Genomic DNA, 1,754 nt, shown 5'->3' with positions numbered 1-1,754 from the left:
GGGTACTGCGGATCATTTCCATTGGGCTCTGGACGTATTGTTTCGGGAAAAGCGTCTGGCCGCTTCGGTGAGAACCGTTATTAACTTCCTTGAAATGAAGCCGACGACGTCTGCTGATGCCTTTGTGCAGGGTCTGGTTAAGTTGCACACCGATTTCTGGAAACAAATGCAGGACTCAAATCTGCGGTCTGCGCTGCAATTGCAGAAAGCGGATTACCAGATGTTGGAACAACGAATATCCAGTTCCGGTTTACCCGCTGAAGACAGAGACAGGTTATTGCTGGATATAGGTTCTATGAAAAGCCCACCAGACCAAAGTCCGGCCACTGGCAGAACACCTTCTAATGCCGGGAATGCCCATGGCAAAAAAATCACGCCGAACAGTCCCGGAGCTCTCAGAGAAGTTCCACCGGGTTCCTACGACGATAGTAGCTTGAAGTCCAGGATCGCGATCCTGTTCTCTGCCGAATATCTCAAATATGCCCGGGAAAACGATGTCCCTGACAATGATATGCAGTCATTGGAGGAGACCGTTACCAAAACGCTTCGATGGCTCAGAACCACCACTAAATACAAGGCCTTTTCCAGTGCCTTGAATGAAGGACGAAGCCAGGTCTTTGGAAACCTCCAGACTCTGGTGGACAAAGGGCTTATTGATGGTTCTGCCGGTAGCGGCTTCAACCAAGTCAAAATACCCGACTCTGTTCGGCTATTACTGGTCGTCACTCCTCCTGGTTCAGCCGATGCAAAACCGGTTCTGGTCAACAATGCCGGTTCTGTACTGAAAATTGATCCGAGCCAGACTTTCAGCACAGTCAGACATCCGGTTTTGCAATATTATGCTTTATCAGGCCTGATCACCGATTTTATTGTTGCAACAAATCAGTTGAAAGGAATCAGCAGTAATACTGAAACCATTCAAAAAAACATCCTGCATGAACTGGGCGTAGACAGCGCTAAGAGATTACAAGACAGTATAAAATCTCCAGAAATCCCTGAAGACATTCATAAAGGGCGAATCGGTCTTGAAATAGAGTACGATGACACAACCGTGGATTTCGCACCGAGAAAGAGGCTTGCATATACAGAATATGATAAACGTAAGCTATTTAACCCTGATTATAATAAGCTGTCTATAACGACAGATGACAATTATGGTCTCTCTGTCATTGAAATCGTTACCGGACCAGAACCTCTCTCAGTTTATTCAACTGCATCCTCAGCTCTATTTCGTGCTACCAATACGATAGCCGCTGTTTTAGTGGAACCACCTGAGAGTGATTTAACTGTACACAATATAGTTAAAGCTTATAACGACAAGCTGCTCGGTAAGAATCCCACAGATGATTTAAAAGAATACAGGTTATTCAAGTTTACAGATGTAAATCCTAAAATCTCATTGAGGCCCAGTGTTAAAGGGATAACGCCATTACCTTATCATCTTCAGGTCAATTTTGGGGTCGAACTTAGCAGTATTGGGGATACAACGTCCTATATTCCCTCTCTTATGGTCCCTAAAAGAACTCATTTTTTAAGAGGCGTTTTTGAGCGGTGCCAGTATGAGGCTGATAAAATTTTAGAAAAACTGGATCTGAACTCCGACCTACTGAGATCGACCTTTACCGCTCATTTATATAAGCAGACATTAGACAGTTCAACCAAAGATTTCATGATGGGGAAAATAGGTCCTAAAGACTCTCCCATCACTCAACTTGAAGGATTACTGAGACTGGGTACCGCTGATTTTTTAATGA

At 44.4% G+C, this 1,754-nt stretch carries 1 protein-coding gene; it reads left to right on the top strand.

Annotated features, from left to right (window positions below):
* Window positions 1-166: 166 nt before the first annotated feature.
* A partial coding sequence (locus KDK18_RS13270) for a hypothetical protein (RefSeq protein ID WP_257255406.1) occupies window positions 167-1,754 on the top strand: 1,588 nt, incomplete at its 3' end.

It is taken from the genome of Endozoicomonas sp. SESOKO3 (assembly GCF_024606255.1).
Note: the sequence above shows the minus strand (reverse complement) of the source record. Positions and strands in the feature narration are given on the sequence as shown.